At 70.9% G+C, this 15,948-nt stretch carries 18 protein-coding genes and 2 tRNA genes; 12 read left to right on the forward strand and 8 right to left on the reverse strand.

The annotated features are described in order from the left end of the window. Positions 1 to 19: 19 nt before the first annotated feature. The 4 genes from ACNTAO_RS09950 to ACNTAO_RS09965 form a co-directional block, all read right to left on the reverse strand. Positions 20 to 658, reverse strand: coding sequence for a uracil-DNA glycosylase (locus ACNTAO_RS09950; RefSeq protein WP_435161854.1), 639 nt, complete (start codon positions 656 to 658; stop codon positions 20 to 22). Between the two features lie 40 nt (positions 659 to 698). Beyond that, a complete protein-coding gene (locus tag ACNTAO_RS09955; RefSeq protein WP_435161855.1) occupies positions 699 to 2,129 on the reverse strand; it encodes a glycerate kinase type-2 family protein in 1,431 nt (476 codons plus the stop codon). Between the two features lie 99 nt (positions 2,130 to 2,228). Beyond that, on the reverse strand, positions 2,229 to 2,849 hold the full coding sequence (locus ACNTAO_RS09960) for an endonuclease dU (RefSeq protein WP_435161856.1): 621 nt from the start codon (positions 2,847 to 2,849) through the stop codon (positions 2,229 to 2,231). Continuing rightward, positions 2,846 to 3,025, reverse strand: coding sequence for a DUF5786 family protein (locus ACNTAO_RS09965; protein ID WP_435161985.1), 180 nt, complete (start codon positions 3,023 to 3,025; stop codon positions 2,846 to 2,848). The genes ACNTAO_RS09960 and ACNTAO_RS09965 overlap by 4 nt, the downstream gene beginning before the upstream one ends. Positions 3,026 to 3,113: 88 nt before the next feature. Between ACNTAO_RS09965 and ACNTAO_RS09970 the strand changes: the two genes are divergently transcribed. The 4 genes from ACNTAO_RS09970 to ACNTAO_RS09985 are packed head-to-tail and all read left to right on the forward strand — an operon-like array spanning position 3,114 to position 6,719. Next, a complete protein-coding gene (locus tag ACNTAO_RS09970) occupies positions 3,114 to 3,740 on the forward strand; it encodes an MBL fold metallo-hydrolase (RefSeq protein ID WP_435161857.1) in 627 nt (208 codons plus the stop codon). A 45-nt stretch (positions 3,741 to 3,785) separates the two neighbouring features. After that, positions 3,786 to 5,294, forward strand: coding sequence for a stage II sporulation protein M (locus ACNTAO_RS09975; protein WP_435161858.1), 1,509 nt, complete (start codon positions 3,786 to 3,788; stop codon positions 5,292 to 5,294). A 39-nt stretch (positions 5,295 to 5,333) separates the two neighbouring features. Next, a complete protein-coding gene (locus tag ACNTAO_RS09980) occupies positions 5,334 to 5,849 on the forward strand; it encodes an Hsp20/alpha crystallin family protein (RefSeq protein ID WP_435161859.1) in 516 nt (171 codons plus the stop codon). Between the two features lie 48 nt (positions 5,850 to 5,897). After that, positions 5,898 to 6,719 carry a protein-L-isoaspartate O-methyltransferase family protein gene (locus ACNTAO_RS09985; RefSeq protein WP_435161860.1) on the forward strand — a complete coding sequence of 274 codons (822 nt, stop codon included), beginning with the start codon at positions 5,898 to 5,900 and terminating at the stop codon, positions 6,717 to 6,719. Positions 6,720 to 6,785: 66 nt separating this feature from the next. Here the strand turns inward: ACNTAO_RS09985 and ACNTAO_RS09990 are convergent, their stop codons facing one another. Further along, a complete protein-coding gene (locus tag ACNTAO_RS09990; protein ID WP_435161861.1) occupies positions 6,786 to 7,253 on the reverse strand; it encodes a DUF7382 domain-containing protein in 468 nt (155 codons plus the stop codon). Positions 7,254 to 7,348: 95 nt separating this feature from the next. Between ACNTAO_RS09990 and ACNTAO_RS09995 the strand changes: the two genes are divergently transcribed. The 4 genes from ACNTAO_RS09995 to ACNTAO_RS10010 all read left to right on the forward strand — a co-directional run bounded on the left by ACNTAO_RS09995 (position 7,349) and on the right by ACNTAO_RS10010 (position 9,686). Then, positions 7,349 to 8,512 carry an ATP-binding protein gene (locus ACNTAO_RS09995; RefSeq protein WP_435161862.1) on the forward strand — a complete coding sequence of 388 codons (1,164 nt, stop codon included), beginning with the start codon at positions 7,349 to 7,351 and terminating at the stop codon, positions 8,510 to 8,512. 64 nt (positions 8,513 to 8,576) lie between these two features. Next, positions 8,577 to 8,936 carry a fluoride efflux transporter FluC gene (locus tag ACNTAO_RS10000; protein ID WP_435161863.1) on the forward strand — a complete coding sequence of 120 codons (360 nt, stop codon included), beginning with the start codon at positions 8,577 to 8,579 and terminating at the stop codon, positions 8,934 to 8,936. Further along, positions 8,933 to 9,292, forward strand: a complete 360-nt coding sequence (locus ACNTAO_RS10005; RefSeq protein WP_435161864.1) for a fluoride efflux transporter FluC — start codon at positions 8,933 to 8,935, stop codon at positions 9,290 to 9,292. Before ACNTAO_RS10000 ends, ACNTAO_RS10005 begins: the two co-directional genes overlap by 4 nt. A 49-nt stretch (positions 9,293 to 9,341) precedes the next feature. Further along, complete coding sequence (locus tag ACNTAO_RS10010) at positions 9,342 to 9,686, forward strand: hypothetical protein (protein ID WP_435161865.1); 345 nt, start codon at positions 9,342 to 9,344, stop codon at positions 9,684 to 9,686. Between the two features lie 22 nt (positions 9,687 to 9,708). Here the strand turns inward: ACNTAO_RS10010 and cca are convergent, their stop codons facing one another. Next, positions 9,709 to 11,154: a CCA tRNA nucleotidyltransferase gene (gene cca / locus ACNTAO_RS10015; RefSeq protein ID WP_435161866.1), complete on the reverse strand. Its 1,446-nt coding sequence runs from the start codon at positions 11,152 to 11,154 to the stop codon at positions 9,709 to 9,711. Between the two features lie 144 nt (positions 11,155 to 11,298). On the opposite strand from cca, the gene ACNTAO_RS10020 reads away from it, so the two are divergent. After that, positions 11,299 to 11,371 (forward strand) — tRNA-Asn (locus ACNTAO_RS10020). Between the two features lie 86 nt (positions 11,372 to 11,457). Continuing rightward, positions 11,458 to 11,532 (forward strand) — tRNA-Ile (locus ACNTAO_RS10025). 455 nt (positions 11,533 to 11,987) lie between these two features. Here ACNTAO_RS10025 and hmgA read toward each other — a convergent pair. Together hmgA and ACNTAO_RS10035 are read right to left on the reverse strand one after the other, a co-directional pair. Continuing rightward, complete coding sequence (hmgA, locus tag ACNTAO_RS10030; protein ID WP_435161867.1) at positions 11,988 to 13,208, reverse strand: hydroxymethylglutaryl-CoA reductase (NADPH); 1,221 nt, start codon at positions 13,206 to 13,208, stop codon at positions 11,988 to 11,990. A 74-nt stretch (positions 13,209 to 13,282) separates the two neighbouring features. Beyond that, positions 13,283 to 13,756, reverse strand: a complete 474-nt coding sequence (locus ACNTAO_RS10035) for a GNAT family N-acetyltransferase (RefSeq protein WP_435161868.1) — start codon at positions 13,754 to 13,756, stop codon at positions 13,283 to 13,285. Positions 13,757 to 13,905: 149 nt separating this feature from the next. Here ACNTAO_RS10035 and ACNTAO_RS10040 point away from each other — a divergent pair, with 149 nt between their 5' ends. Both ACNTAO_RS10040 and ACNTAO_RS10045 read left to right on the forward strand, forming a co-directional pair. Next, positions 13,906 to 14,331, forward strand: coding sequence for an archease (locus ACNTAO_RS10040; protein ID WP_435161869.1), 426 nt, complete (start codon positions 13,906 to 13,908; stop codon positions 14,329 to 14,331). 101 nt (positions 14,332 to 14,432) lie between these two features. Next, entirely contained in the window at positions 14,433 to 15,941 is a 1,509-nt protein-coding gene (locus ACNTAO_RS10045) for an RtcB family protein (protein WP_435161870.1), read from the forward strand. The last annotated feature ends 7 nt before the right edge of the window (positions 15,942 to 15,948 follow it).

A 15,948-nucleotide genomic window follows, 5' to 3' on the forward strand; every position in this document is an offset into this window, starting at 1 on the left:
CGCACTGAGCAGCCTCCACTCAGAACTCACCGAGCCGCGACTGGCCGTCGCCCCTGCTCCCGTCACCCGCACTCCCGTCGACGCTACCAGTCCCGGTCAGCTCGGCCGCCGTCGCGATCGTCTCGAAGAAGCCGTCGCGCTGACTGCGGTCGTACAGCGTCGCCGCCGGGTGGACGGAGAGCAGGACGCGCCGCGACGCGCCGGCGATCCGGACGTCTGCGACGTCCCCCGATTCGCCGGTTATCGCCACCGATCGGTCGAGCAGGTGTTCGCTCGGCACCTTCCCGAGGGTGACGACGAGCGTCGGGTCGAGCCGTTCGATCTCCGTCTCGAGGTAGCCGCGACAGTTCGCGAGCTCCTCGGCGGTCGGATCGCGGTTGTCCGGCGGTCGACACCGCACGCAGTTGGTGATCCGGACATCCGTTCGTGTGAGTCCCGCGTCGCGGAGCGCCTCGTCGAGCACGTCGCCGGACCGCCCGACGAACGGCTCGCCCCGTTCGTCTTCGGACGCCCCTGGCCCCTCGCCGACGAACAGGAGGTCTGCATCGATCGGCCCGACGCCCTCGACGATTTGCGTGCGCGACGCGACGAGCGCCGGACACCGCTCGCAGGACCCGACCTCAAGGTGGTCGTCGAGTAGCGGTTGGTCTTCGGTCATAGCGTCGATCGGGCCGGCGGCGGCATAAGTTCGGTCGGTCTCACCCGACGTCCGGGCCGGGAGCGTCAGTCGGGTCGTCGCCGATGGTACCGGACTCGACGACGTCGGGCTCGACGACGACGGCACGGAGGTCGTTCACGTTCGTGCCCGTGGGACCCGTTCGAATCAGCGCGTCCGCGTCGGCCAGCAGGGAGGCGGCGTCGTGTCGCGCGAGCGCCTCGCGGGCGGCTTCGTCCGTCAGCGTCCCGGCGTCGACGATGCCGCCGGCCGCGTCGCTCGCCCCGTCGATGCCGTCGGTGTCGACGGCGGCGACGACGACGCCGTCGTGATCGAGTACGAGTCCCGCGCGCACGACGAACTCGGCGTTCGGGCCGCCGACGCCCGGTTCGGTCGACAGCTCGGAGAGCCGCACCGTCGTCTCGCCGCCGGAGAGGAGCACCACGGGTGGCGACGCCGGCTCACCGGTGTCGACGCATTCCTCGGCGAGTGCCGCGTGCTCACGACCGGCCGTGCCGGCGTCACCCTCGACGTCGGCCGCGACGATCGTGGCGTCGTAGCCCCGGCGTTCGGCCGTCCGAGCCGCCGCCGTCAGCGCTGTCTCGCCGTTGGCGAGCACGATCCCCGACGCGCGGTCGAACGCCGGGTGAGAAGCCGTCGGCGTCTCGGGACGCTTGCCGGCGACTCCCGCACGGAGGTGTGTGTCGACCGCCGACGGGAGGTCGAGGTCGTATCGCTCCGCGACGTCAACGGCGTCCGCGAACGTGGTAGGGTCGGGCGTCGTCGGCCCGCTCGCGACCACGGCCAGGTCGTCGCCGACCACGTCGCTCACGGCGAGCGTCACCACCCGTGCGGGAGCGGCGAGTGCCGCGAGGCGGCCGCCTTTGACCGCCGAGCAGTGTTTTCTGACGGCGTTCATCTCCTCGATTGCGGCGCCAGACGCGAGCAACTCGTCGGTGAGTCCGCGCACGCCCGCGACCGAGATGCCCTCGGCTGGGGCCGTGAGGACCGCGCTTCCGCCGCCGGTGAGCGCGACGAGGACGAGGTCCTGCTCGCCCGCGGCTTCGGCGACCTCGCGGACTCGTGTCGCGCTCTCGGCTCCGCGAGCCGTCGGCCGAGGGTGGTCGCCGGGGAGCACCGCGAACGGCTCACCCGCCGCGTCGGCCGGGTCCGTCGTGACGACCGCCCCACCGTCGACCCGCTCGCCGAGCCGCTTGGCGAGCGCAGACGCGAGAGCGTCCGCGGCCTTCCCCGCGCCGAGGAGGACGACCCGGTCGTACGCGCCGAGGTCCACGCTCGTGGTCGTCCCGTCGACGGCGGCGATCGAGAGTCGGTCGTCCTCGACCGCGACGGCGTCGTCGACGACCGAGGCTGGGAGCGCAGCGTCGATACCGGCCGCGAGACAGTCGAGCGCGGTCGCGTGCGCCGGCGTCCGCTCGATCGTCGCACGATCAGCGAAGCGGCTGTCGGTCACACCGGTGGGATCGACCGGCGGTGGATTATATGTACCGACACCAAGACACGGGTCCCGTCGCCGACGCTCGTCGTGGCAGTCGGCGTCGCCAGGGCACCGCTAGACGGAGGTGATGCGGTCGGGCGTCGCCGCGCGGTGCGCGCTCGCCGCGATCCCGGCGACGCGAAGCGGCTCCGGTCGGCGAAATCCCGCCCGGACGAGCGACCGGACGACCGTCGTAGCGCGGTCGGCGTCGATGCCGACGGCCCGCACGAAGAGCGGCGCGGGATCGCGGTCGGTGTCGGTAGTGGTTGTGGACGCCGTCGACGTGGTATCGGGCACCTCGACGCGGCGGCGCGGCGGAAGCGACCGGTACGCTGACAGTCGGGTTTCAAGCGCCTGCCCCTCGAAGGCCTCACACAGTGCCGGCTCGAGGCCGTCGCTCGCCTCGTAGCTCACCGCGGTGACGGGACGGTCGACCGCCTCCTGAAGCGTCGCCAAGTCTACTACGTTGTACCACGCGGGGGCGACGCCGGCGAGTGAAACGTGACGAACGTCCTCGCGGCCGAGGTCGGCGACGAGTGAGCGAACCGCCCGCGTCGCGTCGGTTCCGCCGACGGTACACGTGCCGTACGCGAGGCCATCGAGCGTACCGTCGGCTCGACAGACGGCGCCTGCGATTCGGCTCACGCGGTCGCCGTCAGAGAAGGCGACGCCGAGCGTGCGGCTCGGCGAGGTCACTCCTCGGCTTTGATCTCTTCGAGTCGGTCGAGGAGTTCGTCGTTCGATGCACCCGGTTCGTACTCGACGGATCCGTCGTGGGTCTCCTGGGCAGCGCGGACGCCGTCTTCGTCGTCGAAGTCCGCGTCGAGGTCCTGGTTCTCCTGTTCGGACTCGTCGTAGCTCCCGAAGCCCATGTGCACGTACATCTACTGGCCTAAACGGAATAAATCCCTCGCCGGGTCGCACGTGCAGCTTTTCACTCGGTCGGCGCCTATCGGGCGTATGGAACCGATCTGCGTCACCGCCGACGCGACGTCGTTCACCTGTAACGCGTACCTCGTCCCCGGCGAGCGGCCGACGCTCGTCGACGCCGGAGCGATGCCCGGTGTAGACGCCGTGGTCGCAGCGCACGTCGACGCGCTCGAGCAGGTGGTCGTGACCCACCAGCACCGCGACCACGTCGGCGAGCTCGACGCGGTGCTCGACCGGTTCGACGCCCGGCTGCTCGCGGCTGGCGACCATCCGCGTCGGGACGGCTCGCTCATCAGCGGCGACGAGGTGCGTATCGGCGACGAGACGTGCACCGTCGTCGAGACGCCGGGTCACGCCCCCGACCACGTCTCGCTCGTGGGTGACACACGGGTCTATACCGGCGACGTCGTCGTCTACACCGACGGCGCGTTCGACGACGGGTCGTTCGGCCGAACCGACGCCCCCGAACAGTCGCGCGAGCGGCTGATCGACAGTCTCCGGCGACTCCTCGAGCGACTCCCGGACACGATCGAGGCGATGTATCCGGGCCACGGCGACGTCTACCGGGCCGCCGACGGACCGGACCGCGTCCACACGGTCGTCGAACGCGCACTCTCGCGGGCCGAGCGACGCGAACCCAAGTACCCCGACGAGTGACCGGCGCTCAGCGGGAGTTAAGTGTGAGACGGCCGAACCACCGGTATGGACCTGTCGACGGCCGTTGCCGTCACCGTGAGGACCCTCCGACGGCGGCCGGCCGACCTCCTCCCGTTCTACCTCCTCGGGACGGCCGTACCGACGATCGCTCGGACTGGACTCGTGCTCGCGCTCGCGGGTGCGTACCTCCACGTCGAGCGGAGCGGCCGACTGGACGCCGCCGTCGACGCACTGGCGGGGACGGAGTTGACGCCGCCGTCTACGGAAGACCCGGAGGCGATAGCCCAGTGGGCGCGTGGCGTCGAGCCAGTCGTCGAGCCGCTCGCATCACCGACCGCGGTGGGGCTCCTCGCCGGTGGAATCCTCCTCACGGCGCTCGTCGCGATCCTCGCGTACGCGGCGGTGTCGGCCGGACAGATGAGCGCCGTCGCCGCCCGGCTCCGGGGTGATCGCGGCGGGACGGCCGGGATCGCCGGGAGTCGCCGTCGGTGGCGAACGTTCCTCGGGTTGTACGTCGCAGAGGTGGTCCTCTGGGTCGGCATCGTCGCGCTCGCCGGGGGCGTCGTCGGCGTCACCAGTCTCGTCGGCGGCCCGTTCGCCGGAGCGCTCGTCGGACTCGGCGTGCTCCTCGTCGCGGGCGGCGCGCTGGTGCTCGTGCGGGTCGTCTTCGCGTTCGCGCCCGCTGCCGTCGTCGTCGACGACGTCGGCGTCTTCGACGGCGTATCCGGCGCCGGCGGGTTCGTCCGGGCGAATCCCGTCGACGCCGCCGCGTATCTGGTCGTGGCCGCGGGCGTCTTAGTTGCCATCTCGTCTGCGGCCTCCGGTGCCGTGTACGTCGGTGGAAGCGCGCTGGTCGCACTGGGAAGCGCCGTGGTCGCCGCGCCGGCACTCGACCTGGTGAAGACCGCACTCTACGGCGACCAGCGCGGCGCGGTCGACCCCGTGGACGGGCCCCCTGCCGGGCTCGTCGAGCAGGCCACGGACGGGCTCCGGCGCGGCTGGACGGAGCTGACCGGCTTCGTGTGGCGGACGCCGGTGACCCACCTCGTCATCGTCGGCATCGGCGTCGGCGCCGGGGTCGTCGGCTGGACCGCCGCGGAGCCGTTCGCGGGCGCGGTGTCGACGTCGATCGAGGCGCGGCTCGTCGGCCACGTGCCACCGGTCGCCGCAGCCGCCTTCTTCGGGAACAACTGGACGGTCGCGACGACGACCGCGTTCGGCGGGGTCGCGCTCGTCGTCCCGACGGTGGTTTCGATCGCACTCAACGGGGCCGTCCTCGGCGGCGTCGCCGCACTGGAGGTGAACCGCCAGGCGCTCGTCGCGTTCGTCGTACCACACGGACTCCTCGAGATCCCCGCGATCGTCGCGTCCGGTGCCGTCGGCGTCCGTCTCGGTGTCGTCGCCTGGCGCACGTACCGCGGTCAGCTTCGGCGAGCGGCGCTCGCGGACGCCCTCGAGCACGCGTTCTGGGTGATCGTCGGCGTCGGCGTGCTCGTGGCTGTCGCGGCCGTGATCGAAGGGTTCCTCAGCCCGTACTACTGGCGGCTCTGGTGACCACATATTGAAGTCGGTCGGGCACTAATTTTGACCCATATGAACCGACGCGATCCGTTCACGGACGTAGAGGAGTTGATCGAGCGCGTCGACCGAGAGCTCGGGAAGCTCGGCGCTGGCTTCGAGCTGCCCAGGAGCCACCGAGCGCCGGTCGACGTCGTCGACGGTCCAGAAGCGGTGACCGTAGCCGCCGACCTCCCCGGCTACGAGGAGGAGTCGATCGCGGTCGAACTCGACGACGACGTGCTCACGATCGCGGCGACGCCGACCGACGGCGGCGTCTCGGTCGACGGCCCGGAGACGAGCGAGGCGACCGGCGACGACGCCGAACCGGACCACGGGACCGCTGAGCCAGACCACGACGACGGGTCGGTGTCGGGCGACGAACGTACCTACCGGATCCGCGAGCGCCGCCGTGGAAGCGTCTCCCGACGTGTGCCGGTCGGCGCGGGCGTCGATGCGACGAGCGCGACTGCCACGTACGACGCTGGCGTGCTCACCGTCACGCTGCCAAAGCGGGCCGCCGCCGACACCCACCAGATCGACGTCGAGTGACGCCGGCCGAGGCGTGCAGTTTTAATCGCCGCGCCACCGACGTCACGTATGGACGAGGCGGCGCTGCGCGCAGACATGATCGAGGGGCTCGAACACCGACTCGGCGAGCCGCTCGGCGGAGCCGTGTTGAACGCGCTCCAGACGGTCCCGCGGGAGGCGTTCGTCGACGACGCGCCGTACGCGGATCGTGCGAGCGAGGCCGTCGGAACGCGAGCACTCGCGCCGACGACGGTCGCACGGCTGCTCACGGTGCTCGACGCCACCGCCGGCGACGACGTGCTCGTCGTCGGCGCGGGCGTCGGGTACACCAGCGCGGCGCTCGCAGAGATCACCGGCGCGCGACACGTACACGCGGTCGACATCGATCGACGAGCCGTTCACCTCGCACGCTCGAACCTCGCAGACGCCGGCTACGACGCCGTCTTCGTCGACTGTCGTGACGGCGCACAGGGGGTCCCGGAGTACGCCCCGTACGACCGAATCCTGCTCGAGGCAGCCGTGGTAACCCCCCCGCGGGCGTTGTGCGGCGACCAGCTCGCGGCGGACGGGCGGCTCGTGTATCCGCGCGGCGCCGGCGATCAGACGATCGTCGCCGTCGAGCGCCGAACGGACGCCGAACGACGGCCGGCCGAGGGTGCGGGCGCACCGGCTGAGGACGCGGGCGCACCGGCCGAAGAGTCGGCCCCGGACGGCTTTCACACCGTAGAGACGGGTGGGCCGGCCCGACTGCGGCCGATGCTCGTCGACGGCGAGCAGGCCGGCGTCGAGCGGAACCGCACCCGTCGTGAGGACGCGGAGTTGGCCCGTCAGGGGCAGCGTGCCCGCCACGGCTGGGAACAGGAGTGGATCGACTGGGAGGCCCAACGTTAGCTAATTTCAGGCGCTAAGCCCCCTTCCTCGAGGAGCCGCCGGAGGCGGCGAGTAGGCAGGGGTAGTTCACTCGGCCACAACGAGCACCTCCGTGTTGCCGCGCTCGTCGACGTACGTGCTCCCCGCCGGCGGCTTAACCTCGATCGTGAGCGTGCCGTCGAGCTGATTCGCGCCGAGCGTCGGCTCGACCTCGACGCTAGCGACGCCGTCGGGACCGGTTCGTCCGGTAGCGATGCCGTCGAGCCTTGCGGACCCACCACGAACGATCACCGTCGCGTCCGAGACGCGGTTGCCGTCGGGATCGACGACCGCCACCTCGATCGTCTGTGTTCCCGCCGTCGTCACCTCCGGATCCGGCCGAACGTCGACCTCGGTCGCCGCGAGGCCGTCGATGTCGCTTATCATCCCCATCATCACGCTCAGGCTGGCGACGCCCACGACGAGGGCGATGACCAGCCTGACCGGGAGCCCCTCGATGGCGCGGCGGTCGGCGAGAAACGAGCGAACACGCGACTGCGGTCGTGACTCGGGCATACACCCGATGGCTGCGACATCGTATATAACCTGTCGGGCAGGGGTCGACGTTGGGTCCGGCGACCGTTTTTATCTGAGAGCGCGGCACGCGGCGTATGGAGGTGCTCGGGCGGGAACGTGGCAGCGAGTTGGCGCGCGAACGGACGGAAGCCGAGACGGGCGGGGGCGGAATCGAGCGGCGGGACCGGCCACCGAGCGCGGTGCGGCTGGGGTCGTTCCTCGCTCGCGACGGCAGCGACGGAGCGGCCGTGTGGGTGGACGCAGACACACCGCACGCAGGCGTCGTCTTCGGCAAGCGAGGGACGGGGAAGTCGTACACCCTCGGCGTCCTCGCCGAGGGGCTGGCGGCAGCGCCAGGTGTCGCCCCCGTGATCGTGGACCCGATGGGCGTCTTCACGGGAGTGACCAACGACGGCGGCCGGGTCGTCGCCCCGGCGGTGCGGCCGGCAGCGATCCCGCCGTCTGTGTGGCCGGATCTCGTGGGACTCGACCCGACGAGCGGACCGGGGAGCCTGCTGTGGCGTGCCGTCGCTGACGCGGTTAGTGACGGCGCAGACGCAGTCGATGACGGTGCAGGCGCGGTCGGTGACGGCCCGGACGCGGGGCGATGTCCGTCTCTCGAGGCGATCGGTGCCCGCGTCGCGGCCGCAGACGCCCCGGACCGAACGCGCCGGGCGGTCTGTAATCACCTCCGGCTGGCGGCGTCGTGGGGGGTCTTCGACGCCAAGGCGCCGCCAATGTCGGCGCTCGTCCGCGACGGCGACCCGGTCGTGATCGATCTCGCAGGGGTCCCCGAGCGGGCGGCCGGGGCAGTCGTTCGGGCCGTCGCTCGTGGGCTCTACGACGCGCGGCTGGCCGGGGTGATAGCGCAGCTGCCGTGGCTGCTCGTCGACGAGGCGCACGCGTTCTTCGGCGGGGTGGCCGACGCGGCGCTCCGGACGCTATTGACCCGCGGACGCGCCCCTGGCGTCTCGCTTGTGTGTGCGACACAGCGACCGAGCGCGCTGCCGGACGTCGCCGTCTCACAGGCGGACCTGCTGATCGCCCACCGGCTCACGGCGGGTCCGGACGTTGAGGCGCTCGCGGCCGCCGAGGCGACGTACCTGACCGGCGACCTCGCCGCACGACTCCCGAGCGGGACGGGCGAGGCGCTCGTCGTCGACGACGCCAGCGAGACCGCTCACCTCGTCCGAATCCGCGAGCGACGGACGCCACACGGCGGCGGGAGCCCACGGGCGAGCGACGCGGCCGGCGGGTAGTCGTCGCGCTCGCGTGCCACGACGACACCGGAATCGCCAAGCGACGCCGGTCGGTCTGCCCCGTATGGATCGATCGATTCGGGGCGGCGCGCTCGTCGCGGCCGGCGGGTTCGTCGGCGCGGTGAGCCGGTACGCCGTCGACGTCGGCCTCGCTGCCGTCTTCGGGGACGTAGCCGGGGTGGCGACGCTCTGCGTGAACGTCGTCGGTTCGTTCGCGCTCGGGGTGCTCGTCGCACGGACGACGACGCCACAGGTGCGGCTCTTCGTCGGAACTGGCCTGATCGCGTCGTTCACCACGTACAGCACGTTCGTGACCGACGCAGTTGCGCTGGGTGCGACGGGTGGGACTCTCTACGTGGCTCTCAGCTACGGCTTCGGCTTCGCCGCCGCGACCGCCGGACTCGCCGTCGGCGGGTGTCGATGAGCCTCACCCCGCTGTTTCAGGCGCTCGCGGTCGGCGGCGGCGGGGCGGCCGGCGCCGTCTGCCGGCACGCGGTCGGACTGCGGCTCACCGGACGGCGGTCGCTGGTCGCGGTCGACGTCGTCGGAAGCGTCACGCTCGGAGCCGTTCTCGCCGCGCCGGTCGGACCCACGTTCGTGCTCGTCGCCGGCGTGGGATTCTGTGGGGCGTTCACCACGTTCTCCTCGTTGGCGGTCGAAGCCGTCAGAACCGCCGGTGACGGCGACGTGGGCACCGCCGCGCGGTTCGCCGTCGGGACCGTGCTGCTCGCGGTCGCCGGTGCCGTCGGCGGGTCGCGGTTCGTCCTCGTGCTGTGGTGACCGCAGGTGGAGCGACAGGTACAGAACCCACCGGAGCGTATCGGCAGTCGTGACAGACGCCGACGCCGATGCCGACGCGAGCGCAGACGTCTCCGTCGACGGAGCGGGACCGTCTGTGCCCGACGCCGACGCGGTCCCGAACGACGCCGCCCCAGGCGAGGTCGGCGACGTCGACTTCGCCGATCTCTCGCTGCTCCAGCGGCTGTTCGTCGCCGCCGCACAGAATCCGACGCGCGGGGTCGTGATCGCCGCGCTCACCGCCTTCGCGTTCTCGTTTTACGTCGCGTTGTGGCTGGCGTTTCCCCAGGTCGCGCTCTTGTTCACCGTGCTCAGCGCCGTCGTCGTCGCGGTGCTCGTCGGTGTCTACGTGGGGTTCGGCCGCCTGTCGCGGTGAGCAGAGTCGGCCGTGGCCGGACTCACGGGTGGGGCTCGTAGAAGGATCGGAGCGCCGAGCCGAAGCGGTCCGCGAGCGTCGCGACCGCCTCGCCGACGAGCACGTCGCGGTCGGCGAACGCCGCCTCCACCTGGGCACCGAGTGCCACGTCACTGGCGGCGTCGCTCTCGAGGAACTCGCGGACGGTGGTGAACTCGCGCTGGCGTTCGACGACGTACCGGTCGCCGTCGATGAACGGTCCGTACGTCTCTGGGTCGACGTCGTCGGCGTACGTCTCGTAGAAGCGCTCGGCGTGTTGTCGCACCGCGACGGGTGGCCCCTCGTGGCGCTCGACCGCCGGACGCGTCGCCGTCTCGAGTTCGGCGTAGAGCGCCGCCATTCGTGGGGTCGTTGCGTCGGTGGTGGTCGTATGCGTGGTGGCCGTGCCGGTGGTGGTCGTATGCGTGGGAGTCGCGTCGGTGGTAGCCGCGTCTTCGACCATCGCGCGAGCACGGAGTACACCGAACCCGCGGTCGTCGAGGCCGCGCACGACTCCATCGAGCGAGCGGCGGAGCTGCGGCCACAGCTGGTCGTCGACGAGGTTCGGCGCGGGAAACACCACCGCGACCGGCGTCGTCTCGCGGCGCGCGAGGTGGTCGCGAACCCCGGCCGCGTCGAGCGGCGCCGGCGTCTCTGGCTCGAACAGCCCGACGCGCGGGGTGTCGAGGAGATCGCGGGCGTAGTGTTGGAACCGGGCGAGGTTCGCCGGCGAGAGCACGGCGGCGACGTTGCGGGTCGGGTCGGTGGGGTCGACGACGACGAGGGGGTCGTCGAACGTCTGTGTGGCGTGCGCCTCGGGGTCGAACTCGACCGGCGGGTGCCAACTCCGTGCCGACTCGACGAGCGGGACGAAGCCGCCGAACTCCGCGACGAGCAGCTCGGTGAGATAGCCGGAGAACCCCTCGGTGCGGAGGTCGCTCCCGTACGCGCCGATCCCTTTCAAGAACGCCTTCGCGAGGACGACGTCGGTCGCGAGGTCGTCGTCGAGTCGAGCCGAGAGGTACGCGTCGTGAAACGGAGTGCGGTCGACCGCCGAGACGAGCTCGCTCGCCCGGTCGACGTCGTGACAGGGGACGAGGTCGACGTCGAACCCGTCGTACACGCCCTTGACGTACGGGTGTTCGGCGTACTCCTCGTGGCCATCTGGGAGGACCGCGTGACCGACGGCGAGTCCGTACTCTTCGAGCGCCTCGCGGCCGAGGTCGGCGGGGAACCGCACGAAGAGGTCGACGTCGCGGTCGCCAGCGACCCACGTCCCCCGAGCGGTCGACCCGACCTGGACGACGTCGGCGTCGACCGGGAGGTCGGCGATCGCCGACTGCGCACGCGCCGTCAGCTCGGCGGCCACGCTTCGGAGCCGTGCCCGCTCCGCGTCGTCCGGGACGGCGCGGTCGCGAACGTGCGACAGTACCGAATCGAGGTCGGCCATGGACGCCGTTCGCCTGGTTCGCTCGAAAGCGTGTCGGTCGGTGTGTGGTGCATGCGGGCGTTCGAGGCTCGTCAAACCGGCTGACGGGCCGCCGGCGGGCGGAAACGAAAGCCCTATCAAATCGTCCCGAGTACGCTGAGTCGAGCCGAAGTAGCTCAGTTGGTAGAGCGCCTCGCTGTTAACGAGGCGGTCCCAGGTTCGAGTCCTGGCTTCGGCGTCGGACAATTTCGTCGGGTCACCGTCGCGAGCGGTGGCGCTCGAACCCGGTACCCTAAAGAGGAAACAACCGGTACGTAGTCGTACGGGCCCTTAGCTTAGTCCGGTTAAAGCGACTCGCTCATAACGAGTTGATCGCCGGTTCGAATCCGGCAGGGCCCACCTCCGGTGGCAAGGTAAGGGCGAGCTACGGGTGTGGTGGACGGCTTCGAACCCGACGCGTCGAGCGCTGTGACTCGTCGGCGCGGTGTGTGGCCGGCACGACGACGCTGTGACGCTCGAACGGTATGTGGGTACGTTCTTTCGATCCGATTCGCGCTCGTACGTGTGTGGTGGGTGCGTGATCGGCGCGGCGACGCTGCGGCCGCCGGACGCCAGTTGGCCACACCCTCTCCAGGCGATTCGCTCACATACGCGTGTGGTGGGTGCGTGATCGGCGCGGCAACGCTGCGGCCGCCGGACGCCAGTTGGCCACACCCTCCCCAGCCGATTCGCGAGTCGCCGTCGGCGACTCGCTCATCCCTCGCACGCGCCCGCGAGGCCGCCGGCGGCGACCGCGCGAGGCGCGCGCCACGGTGGATGGTCGGACTCAGAGCGTGGGCGGTCGCGTGCGTCTGCTACCGTCCGAGGGCTTCGTGTGCCGACGCGAGGTGACGTGAGCCGAGCGCCGCGAGCAACGAGAGCTCGCCGGCGAGCGCGCCGACCGCGATCGCCTCCGCCAGCGCGTCGGCGTTGGTCCCCGGAGGATCGCCGCCGCCGCGAACGCCGAGCACGTCGAGCCCGGCCGCCTGCGTCGGGAGCTTCGTGCCGCCGCCGACGGTGCCGACCTCAAGGCTGGCGAGTGACACCGAGACGTAGAGGTCGCCGTCGGCGGTCGTCTCGGCGGTGGTGATCGCGTTGGCCCCCTCGACCACCTGCGCCTCGTCCTGGCCGGTGGCGAGGAACATCGCGGCGACCACGTTGGCGACGTGGGCGTTGAACCCGAGCGAACCGGCCTTCGCGGCCCCGACGTGGTTCTTGCGCGTGTTGATCTCGGCTATCGCCTCCGGGGTGGTGTGGAGCCGGTCTTCGACGACCTCGCGCGGGATCTCGACATCGGCCGTCACCGACCGCCCCCGTCCCTCGACCGCGTTGATCGCGGCCGGCTTCTTGTCCGAACAAAGGTTCCCCGAGAGCGCGACGAGCGTCGCGTCCGTCGCGTCCTCGACGACCGCACAGGCCGCACGCGTCGCGATGGTGACCATGTTCATTCCCATCGCGTCCTTCGTGTCGAATCGAAACCGGAAGTAGACGTTGTTACCGACGACGTACGGGGTGACACCGAGGAGCGTCCCGTGGCTCGTGGTGGCTTCGGCGGCCTCCCGAAGCGACGGCTCGTTGGCGCGAACCCACTCCACGAGCGCCTCTGCTTCGGCGACGTCGGCCACCCGAAACACCGGCGCGCGGGTCATCCCGGACTTCGTGACCCGGGCGGTCGCCCCGCCGGCGGCGTCGACCACCGAGCAGCCGCGGTTGACGGACGCGACGAGCGCCCCCTCCGTCGTCGCCAGCGGGAGGTACCGGTCGCCGGCGAACGCGCCGCCGTCGACGGCCACGGGTCCCGCCACGCCCAGCGGGACCGCGACCCCACCGATCATGTTGTCGATGTTGGGGGCGGCCGCCGCGGCGTCGAACCCGTAGTCTCCGACGGCGTCGAGGTCGGCACCGGACCGTGACTCGACGACCTGCCGGCGCACGGCCGCGGCCGTCTCGGCGTCCGCGTGGTCCTCCAGTTCGTGGAGTCGGAGGTCGCCGTCTCGAACGCGGGCGAGGAGGGCGTCGTGTGTGGAGTCGCTCATGCGCCCGTCTCGTCGTGGCGGGTGCTAATGCGTGTCGATTCTCGTGGTGGGGAGCGGTGTTGGCAGACGAGCAGTCACCGGCTCACGAACTCGGAGAGTCGGTCGCGAAGGCTCTCGGTGCCGAGGGTGAGGTAGTAGGCGTCGCCGCCGTCCTCGTAGTAGCCGTCGATCCGGCGTTCGACCTCGAAGCCGAGGTGTTCGTAGAACCCGAGGGCGCGCTCGTTCGTCGTGCGGGCGTGACAGGAGACGGAGGTGTACTCGGCGACGACGTCCGTGATCAGGCGCTCGCCGAAGCCCCGTCCTCGGTGAGCCGGGTCGACGGCGAGAAACAGCACGTACCCGTCCCGTCTGACCGAGGCGAACGCGACCACGTCGTCGTCGGCCACGAATAGGTACGTCGTCGAACGGCGATACGCGTCGGTAAAAAATCCTCGTCGCTGTCTGAGCACCCCGTCGGTGCGTTGGATACGTTGTTTGAGCTCCCAGGCCTCGGGGAGGTGGTCCGCCGACCCGGGTGGATCCGTTCGCTTCTGTACGTCGACGCTCACTGCGAATACGTAACACGTCTGCGGAATATAACTCCACCGGCACGCCACCGCCGGCGGTCACGGGAGGCGTCGCTCGGTCGACGACCCGGTCCGCAGACACCGCGCCGAACCCGACAAGACCAAGCCGTCTGCGAGCCGACGCAACGGTCGTGCCGCACGAACTCTGCGACCACACGGCCGACGTCGCCGTCGCGGCGACCGGCGACACCCTCGACGCGCTGTTCGCGGCGGTCGCCGACGGACTGACGGCCGCGAGCAGCGAGTCCGTCCCCGAGGCGACTGGTGAGCGATTCGGCGTCGAAGCGACGGCCGCGAGCCGCGAGGCGGTGTTGTTCGACTACCTCGATCGACTGATCTACGAACGAGACGTGCGGCACGTGTTGCCGGCCGACCACCGGTGTCGGGTGCGAGCGTCGGCGGCCGGCGAGGTGGGCGCGTGGACCGTCGAGGCCAGCGCACGCGGGGTACCGCTCTCGGCCGTCGACGCCCGGGAGATCAAAGCGGTCACGTACTCCGAGATGTCCATCGAACGAGATGACAGCGGCTGGGAGGCGTACGTCGTCTTCGACGTGTGAGACGGAGATGCGGGAGGGGGTGACGCCCTGGCTGATAGCGGTACGAGCGCTGGCCGGCCGCTGACGCAACGCCCTTGCCTGCGCACCGCAAATCGAATCGCATGACTACACGTGAGTACGGCGGCGTTCGCCTCGAACGAGTACGCGAGCACGTCTGGGAGATCCCGCGCGAAGGCGGGATGACCGTCCCGGCCCGGGTGTTCGCCAGCGAACCGCTGCTCGAAGCGATCGGCGAGGACGACACGCTCCGGCAGCTGCGCAACGCGACACACCTCCCAGGAATGGTCGAGCCGGCGCTGTGTATGCCCGACGGCCACCAGGGCTACGGCTTTCCGGTCGGCGGGGTCGGTGCGGTAGACGCCGAGGTCGGGTGCATCTCACCGGGAGCGATCGGATACGACGTGAACTGCGGCGTCCGGATGCTGCGGACGACGCTGGAGTACGAGGACGTCCGCGGCCGCGAAGAGGAGCTCGTCGACGCCCTCTTCGAGGCGATCCCGTCCGGCCTGGGCGGTGGCGGCGTGATCGACGGGACGGCAGATGCGATCGAGGGGGCGCTCGAACGCGGCGTCGAGTGGGCGGTCGAGGCGGGCTACGGGATCGAGAGCGACCTCGCACGCTGTGAAGACGAGGGGTGTCGCCCCGACGCGAAGCCGGCGTTCGTGCCACAGAAGGCGAAAGACCGCGGTCGCAACCAGCTGGGGTCGCTCGGCTCGGGGAATCACTTCCTCGAGGTCCAGCGGGTCACCGACGTCGACGCCGGGGCGACCGCGGACGCCTACGGCCTCTCGGAGGGGCAGATCGTCGTCCTGATCCACTGTGGGAGTCGCGGACTCGGCCACCAGACGTGCTCTGAGTACCTCCGTCGGATCGAAACCGAGCACGCGGACCTCTTGTCGTCGTTGCCGGACAAGGAGCTCGCGGCCGCGCCGGCCGGCTCGCGGCTGGCCGAGGAGTACTACGGCGCGATGAGCGCGTGTATCAACTTCGCGTGGGTGAACCGGCAGCTGATCACGCACCGGACTCGGGCGGTGTTCGGCGACGTCTTCGACGCCGACCCGATCGACGACCTCGGGATGGAGCTGTTGTACGATGTCGCACACAACGTCGGCAAGAAGGAGACCCACGAGGTCGGCGTCGGCCCAGACGGCCTCCCCGCCGTCGGGGACGACGTCACAGACCACGCCGAACGGGAGGTGTACGTTCACCGCAAGGGCGCGACGCGAGCGTTCCCGGCCGGCCACGAGGCGGTTCCGGCGGCGTACCGTGACGTCGGCCAGCCCGTGATCATCCCCGGTAGTATGGGGGCCGGCTCGTACGTCCTCTCCGGCGGGGCCGCGTCGATGGAGACCTCGTTCGGGTCGACCGCCCACGGGGCCGGCCGTCTCATGAGTCGAACCCAGGCCAAACGCGAGTTTCACGGCGACGAGGTGAGCGAGTCGCTGGAGGCGGAGTCGGCGATCTACGTGCGAGCGCAGTCCGGCGCGACCGTCGCCGAGGAGGCGCCGGGCGTGTACAAAGACGTCGACGAGGTCGTCGCGGTTAGCGACGCGCTCGGGATCGGCGACCGCGTCGCTCGGACGTTCCCGGTGTGTAACATCAAGGGATGAGCTGGGA

The organism is Halorubrum zhoui (assembly GCF_051194155.1).
Lineage (GTDB): Archaea > Halobacteriota > Halobacteria > Halobacteriales > Haloferacaceae > Halorubrum.

Excerpts from the sequence above, each read along its gene's own strand:
- ACNTAO_RS09985 (WP_435161860.1), top strand. The coding sequence starts at position 5,898 with ATGGACGAGGCGGCGCTGCGCGCAGACATGATCGAGGGGCTCGAACAC.
- ACNTAO_RS09950 (WP_435161854.1), bottom strand. The coding sequence starts at position 658 with ATGACCGAAGACCAACCGCTACTCGACGACCACCTTGAGGTCGGGTCC.
- ACNTAO_RS10000 (WP_435161863.1), top strand. The coding sequence starts at position 8,577 with ATGGATCGATCGATTCGGGGCGGCGCGCTCGTCGCGGCCGGCGGGTTC.
- ACNTAO_RS09990 (WP_435161861.1), bottom strand. The coding sequence starts at position 7,253 with ATGCCCGAGTCACGACCGCAGTCGCGTGTTCGCTCGTTTCTCGCCGAC.
- ACNTAO_RS10045 (WP_435161870.1), top strand. The coding sequence starts at position 14,433 with ATGACTACACGTGAGTACGGCGGCGTTCGCCTCGAACGAGTACGCGAG.
- ACNTAO_RS09965 (WP_435161985.1), bottom strand. The coding sequence starts at position 3,025 with ATGGGCTTCGGGAGCTACGACGAGTCCGAACAGGAGAACCAGGACCTC.
- ACNTAO_RS09995 (WP_435161862.1), top strand. The coding sequence starts at position 7,349 with ATGGAGGTGCTCGGGCGGGAACGTGGCAGCGAGTTGGCGCGCGAACGG.
- ACNTAO_RS09975 (WP_435161858.1), top strand. The coding sequence starts at position 3,786 with ATGGACCTGTCGACGGCCGTTGCCGTCACCGTGAGGACCCTCCGACGG.
- ACNTAO_RS09980 (WP_435161859.1), top strand. The coding sequence starts at position 5,334 with ATGAACCGACGCGATCCGTTCACGGACGTAGAGGAGTTGATCGAGCGC.
- hmgA (WP_435161867.1), bottom strand. The coding sequence starts at position 13,208 with ATGAGCGACTCCACACACGACGCCCTCCTCGCCCGCGTTCGAGACGGC.
- cca (WP_435161866.1), bottom strand. The coding sequence starts at position 11,154 with ATGGCCGACCTCGATTCGGTACTGTCGCACGTTCGCGACCGCGCCGTC.
- ACNTAO_RS09970 (WP_435161857.1), top strand. The coding sequence starts at position 3,114 with ATGGAACCGATCTGCGTCACCGCCGACGCGACGTCGTTCACCTGTAAC.
- ACNTAO_RS10005 (WP_435161864.1), top strand. The coding sequence starts at position 8,933 with ATGAGCCTCACCCCGCTGTTTCAGGCGCTCGCGGTCGGCGGCGGCGGG.